This window comes from Fructobacillus ficulneus, assembly GCF_001047075.2.
Lineage (GTDB): Bacteria > Bacillota > Bacilli > Lactobacillales > Lactobacillaceae > Fructobacillus > Fructobacillus ficulneus.
In genome coordinates this window covers 563,408-568,830 of record NZ_DF968005.1, presented here as the reverse complement: position 1 = coordinate 568,830, position 5,423 = coordinate 563,408, and the positions used below count along the sequence as shown (strand labels likewise).

Genomic DNA, 5,423 nt, shown 5'->3' with positions numbered 1-5,423 from the left:
CGGGGGGGGTTTTTTGTGTTTAATTTATTATTGTTCTGCTGGGGCCAACTTGTTCTTAGGTGGGTTAAATTCGCGCATGGCCTCGGCCAAGTGGACGAGGTTTGTCACCAGCTTTTGAGTTGGTGCGGGAACACCGTGCTTGTCAGCCAGAGCGGTAAAGTAACCGTTGATGTAATCGACCTCGGTTTCACGACCCTTAACGAAGTCTTGGTACATTGATGGGAAGTGTTGGGCAAATGCACCGGTAGAGAGTCTCACAATTTTGTCTAGCATTTCGTCTTCTGTTTCCAGTAGTTCGATGCCAGCAGCCTTGGTCGCTGCATAGGCCTCATCGAGCATCGGCTTGGCAACGCCTTCGATGTAGTTGGGGTAGGCCATTGTTTCGCCGACCCGGGCTTGGAACATCGTGTGAACAGAGTTCTCGACGGAGTTGAAGGCCACCTTAGTTAGGAGGGTACCAAGCAAGTTTTCGGAATAAGAGGGGTTAAGTTCTGCCTTAGTGAAGTCTGCTTGGACTTGGTCCATCACTTCTGAAGGTTTCTCAGTCATGTTGGCATAGACCGACCCGGTTCCTCCGATAAAATCAACGTCGCCGAAGTCGTTCAAAATCGTCGCAATCATGGCTGTTCCACCAATAATATGGTCGTCATCGAAGTACTGTTGGAACTTTTCCAAGTGCCCCATCCCATTCATGGCCCCGAGGGCAGTTTGCCCTGGTTGGAACTTGGGTGCTAGGCGGGTGAGGGTGTCAGCCAATTGCATTTGCTTCATAAAGAAAATCCAGACGTCTGGTTGACCGGTATATTCTTCTGGTGAATAGGCCTTTACTGGGATGGCTGTCCGGTCTTGATGGTCAACTGACCGGTAAACGACATCGCCCTGGGCATGGATGGCATCAAGTGAGGCCTTGGTTGGCTCAACAAAGTCGACTTCAACACCGGCATTTTCCTGTAAGAGCAAACCATAACGGAGGCCCATGGCCCCGGCACCGACAACAGCATACTTCATCGTAAATCTCCTTTATAAACAATCTAATTTTTTTAAATATAACAGGGCGACGGGGAATATGCAAGGACGGTGGGTGGGGATGTTCGACTTTATCAGCTGTAGTTAGTGGATGATTCGATAGTCGTTCACTTTTTGTGTGAAATTATATTTAGCGGTTTTTCTGAACAAAATCAAGATGTAAGTTTATTTGTTACTAATATAAGCTAATCTATTCGAGATTACCTGGGTTTTGATTTTAAAAAGATAAGTAGGCAACGTGTCCAATATTTAAAAACAAGCATAATCGTTTTGACCATTTACAAATTATTTGTTAAATTTAAAGCGCATTGCGGATCAAGCTGAGTTAGTGGGGTAAGAAAACTAAGAAGCGAGGCAGGAATGTTCATTAAAAAATTATTGTTTTTAGGTCTGCAAATTTTCTGGGTGATGGTGCTGGGAACGCTATTTACCAATATTGGTCAAATTCATAATCAATTGCTTGCCTTACTGGCCTATCTGGGAGTGTTAGTTGTTTATGGACTGTCAATTAAAGGGTCTTCCATGATTACAGCTTATGTTAGCCAAACTCAGTTACGGTTCACGAGGCTAACGAGGGCAGATGGCCTGATAATTATTGGTACCTATATTTTTCAGCTGGGTATTAGCGTCACTATCTCGTGTGTTGGGACGTACCTATTCGGTGATGTACAAGCGACGAATGAAAAAATGATTAATGATTCTTTGGCCCATTTGAGTATCCCATTGTTAGTGGCCGAACTAGTATTTATTATCGTCATTGGTCCGGTTTTTGAAGAAATGGCTTTCCGTGGCTACATGATGAATGTCTTCTTTAAAAATAATGCGAGTCTAAGTATCATTGTTTCTACGCTACTCTTTGCCTACTTACATATGCATTCCCTAGTGTTAACCACACACAATCTGACGGCATTTTTGATTTACTGCACTTTGGGTGGAGCCCTTGGTTATGCCTACAGCCAGTCCCAAAAGATTTCCGTCAGTATTGGCCTGCATATGTTGAATAATTTGATCGCGACCATCATGATGGTCATAGCGAACCAATGAGAAAGTAGCGGAGCAATTACAACTTGGAAATAACTAGGAATCAAAGGTATCGGGTCGGATATATCGATTGTATTTTTAATTTTAACCTGACTATCAAGAAATAGAAAAAAGACAAAGGATTGCTTCGAGCGGTCCTTTGTCTTTTGTTTTAATATGAAAGGTAAAATTTTAGCCCTGGTTGTTCTTCAAGCGGGGGTCAGCTGGCTTAACTTCTGGCAAGCCACCCATGGCTTCAGGGTCCTTTTGGTAAGTGAATGGTTGGCCATCCTTAGCAATTTGACCGGCAAAGGCTTCTGAACCAGTGCCATCAGAGAAGTTCATCAAAACGTGTGAGAATTCTGAGTGTTCGATATCGCCCATGTCACCAGGAACGATGACACCGTACTTTTCTTCCAATTCTTCTTGAGCCTTCATGAATTGCAATTGGTGTTGCGTTTCACGGGCCAAAAGGAAGCGGAGCATGTCACGGACACCTTCGTCGTCAGTCATGTTATACAAACGTGAAACTTGAAGACGGGCTTGTGATTCGCGAACAACGTTGAAGCGCATGTCGGCAACGAGGTTACCTGATGAAGTAGCGTAACCAGCGTTCCAAGCAGCGCCGTTGGGGTTGTTCAAACTAGCGTTCAAACCGTGGACCAAGGCGTGTTCTGGGTCCATGCCGGCCAAAGTAGCGGCCTTCATTGGGTCACCAGCAACATCTGCTTCAGAAATTGGGGCACCTTCCAATAGGTAGCCGACCATAGTTGAAATCATTTCAACGTGGCCAATTTCTTCTGTTCCAGTATCGAGGAGTAAGTCTTTATATTTTTCATCACCAGTTGATGACCAACCTTGAGAAAGGTATGACATCATTCCAGTTGTTTCACCCCATTGACCGCCGAGTGCCTCTTGCAGACGACGGGCCATCAAAGGATCTGGACGGTCTGGCTTGGCGTTGTATTGCAATTTTCGGGTGTGCTTAAACATAAGTTCCTCTTTCTCTTCAATTCTTATTATCAAAAATAACGATAGTACCAATTATTATTATAAATAATAAATATAGGCATATATCCTTGATAATTAGGGATAATATACAAAATAACGATAATATTACAACTATTCCAATTAATATATTAACGTTGAAATGAGTGTATCATCTCTGAAATACCTCCGTCAAATGAAAAATCAAAAACCGGTCTAGACCTTACTTCGAACCAATCTGCTTTAAAAGCTGACCGAGGGTAGAGAGAACCTGGTCACTGTGCTAATATAAATGAAGTAAACTAGACTTTTTTCAGTGACAATATTCTACTGTGCCGCTGATAGTAAGGGAGAAAACGACAATGGCTAAAAAAACAAAACGCCGTAGTCCAAAAAAGAAAGCGAGTCGCAGCCAAGATGCCGGTGTGATTGTTGGCCTTTTGCTGGTTATCTTTTTTTCAATTTTTGCGATTTTTCAGCTCGGACTCTTTGGAATCTATTTAGCTGATTTTGCCCGCTTCTTCTTTGGCAATCTGTATCAAATTACTTTGTTACCGATTATGGCCTGGGCCTTGATTTATTTGATTATGGATAAAAACTATCCAATCGCCACTCACATTTATGTCGGTGTACTGATGATGTACTTGGCAACCGCCTTGTTGTCGTCGATGTTGTTCTTTAATCAAAATGAATTTCCGGCCGGGAATTTCCCTTCACAAATTGTGCGGATAATTGGTCAGGAATTAACCAACCATTCAACTCTAACTCCCGTTGGAGCTGGAATGGTTGGGGCCTTGCTTTATCAGCTAACTTATACGCTATTAGCTGATATTGGAACCGCAATTGTGATTGCGACCTTATATTTGGCAGGTGTGATTGTAACCTTCCGAGTTCCGGCCCGAGACATTGCCCAAAAGGGAGTGATTAAGGCCCATGAGAATTTTACTGAATTCCAGAAGGAACAAAATAAGAAGCGTGACCAACGACAGTTGTTGGCGGAAAAGCAAAAGCAGGATTTGACTGAATTTGGGGACGATCCATTTGGTTTGTCCAAAAGTGAACCTGACGTCAATCAACCAAGTACTGATCCGTTCTTTGGTGACCCAGTACTGCCAACCGATGATGATGTTCCACCGGTTAAGAGTGAATCAAGCGAACCAGTCGAACCAAAGATTAATTGGCAGGCACCGGCTGAAAGACAAGTCGCTTCGAGTTTTGAAGCGCCAACGCCAACGGTACCGACAAACCAGCCGGAAGTCGAACTGAACTCAGCAAGTCCAGCTGACGATGACTACCGCCTGCCGGAAACGTCGTTGTTAACGCAGACTAAGCCAACTGACCAATCTAAAGAGGCTCAGAGTCTCAATGCTAAGTCACGGTTAGTGCATGATACTCTTCAATCTTTCGGGGTTGATGCAACCGTTTCTTCCGTATCACTTGGACCGACGGTGACCCAGTATGAATTGAAACCGGGTCAGGGTGTCAAGGTTAATCGAATTGCCAATTTGGCCGACGATTTGGCCTTGGCTCTGGCTGCTAAATCAATTCGAATTGAGGCGCCGATTCCTGGGAAACCTTACGTTGGAATTGAAGTGCCCAATGATAGCCAAGCTGTAGTTGGTTTCCGTGATATGGTCGAACAATCGAAGACGGTTGACCAAGACCTTCTAACTGTTCCTTTGGGTCGGGATGTCACGGGTAATATCATCTCAGCTGATTTGGCGGCAATGCCGCACTTGCTGATTGCCGGTTCAACCGGGTCAGGAAAGTCAGTCGGATTGAATGGAATTATTGTTTCCTTACTTTTGAAGGCCAAGCCTTCGGAAGTCAAATTAATGATGGTCGACCCGAAGGTAGTTGAACTTTCAATCTATAACGGGATTCCTCATTTGCTGACACCAGTTGTGTCTGACCCTCGTAAGGCCGCCAAGTCCTTGCAGAAGTTAGTTGATGAAATGGAAAACCGCTACGATCTCTTAGCTCAGTTTTCTAAGCGAAATATCGGCGAATACAATGCCGCGGTCGAAGAAAATAATGCCCATGCCAAAGAAACTGGGAATGCTTTGATGACCAAACTGCCATATATTGTGGCCGTTGTGGATGAATTCGCGGATTTGATGGCGACGGTTGGCTCTGAAATTGAAGTGTCAATTGCCCGTTTGGGGGCGAAGGCCCGAGCAGCTGGAATCCACATGATTTTAGCCACTCAGCGTCCTGATGTTAAGGTCATTAATGGAACGATTAAGTCCAACATTCCTGGTCGAATTGCCTTCCGGACAGCTTCCGGAATTGACTCACGGACGATTTTGGACACCAATGGGGCGGAAAAGCTCCTTGGCCGCGGGGATATGATTTTTGCCCCACCAGGCAAGCCGCAAAAGCGGTTGCAA

At 44.6% G+C, this 5,423-nt stretch carries 4 protein-coding genes; 2 read left to right on the top strand and 2 right to left on the bottom strand.

Going from position 1 to position 5,423, the window contains the following annotated elements; translation table 11 throughout:
* Positions 1-27 precede the first annotated feature (27 nt).
* The gene (locus AOQ29_RS07300) at positions 28-1,008 is read right to left on the bottom strand and encodes a ketopantoate reductase family protein (protein ID WP_061993822.1); all 981 of its coding nucleotides are present in this window, start codon (positions 1,006-1,008) and stop codon (positions 28-30) included.
* Positions 1,009-1,386: 378 nt separating this feature from the next.
* Here AOQ29_RS07300 and AOQ29_RS07295 point away from each other — a divergent pair, with 378 nt between their 5' ends.
* On the top strand, positions 1,387-2,070 hold the full coding sequence (locus AOQ29_RS07295; RefSeq protein WP_061993821.1) for a CPBP family intramembrane glutamic endopeptidase: 684 nt from the start codon (positions 1,387-1,389) through the stop codon (positions 2,068-2,070).
* A gap of 168 nt (positions 2,071-2,238) precedes the next feature.
* Here AOQ29_RS07295 and AOQ29_RS07290 read toward each other — a convergent pair whose 3' ends face one another.
* A complete protein-coding gene (locus tag AOQ29_RS07290; RefSeq protein WP_061993820.1) occupies positions 2,239-3,039 on the bottom strand; it encodes a manganese catalase family protein in 801 nt (266 codons plus the stop codon).
* A gap of 356 nt (positions 3,040-3,395) precedes the next feature.
* Between AOQ29_RS07290 and AOQ29_RS07285 the strand changes: the two genes are divergently transcribed.
* A partial coding sequence (locus tag AOQ29_RS07285; RefSeq protein WP_061993819.1) for a DNA translocase FtsK occupies positions 3,396-5,423 on the top strand: 2,028 nt, incomplete at its 3' end.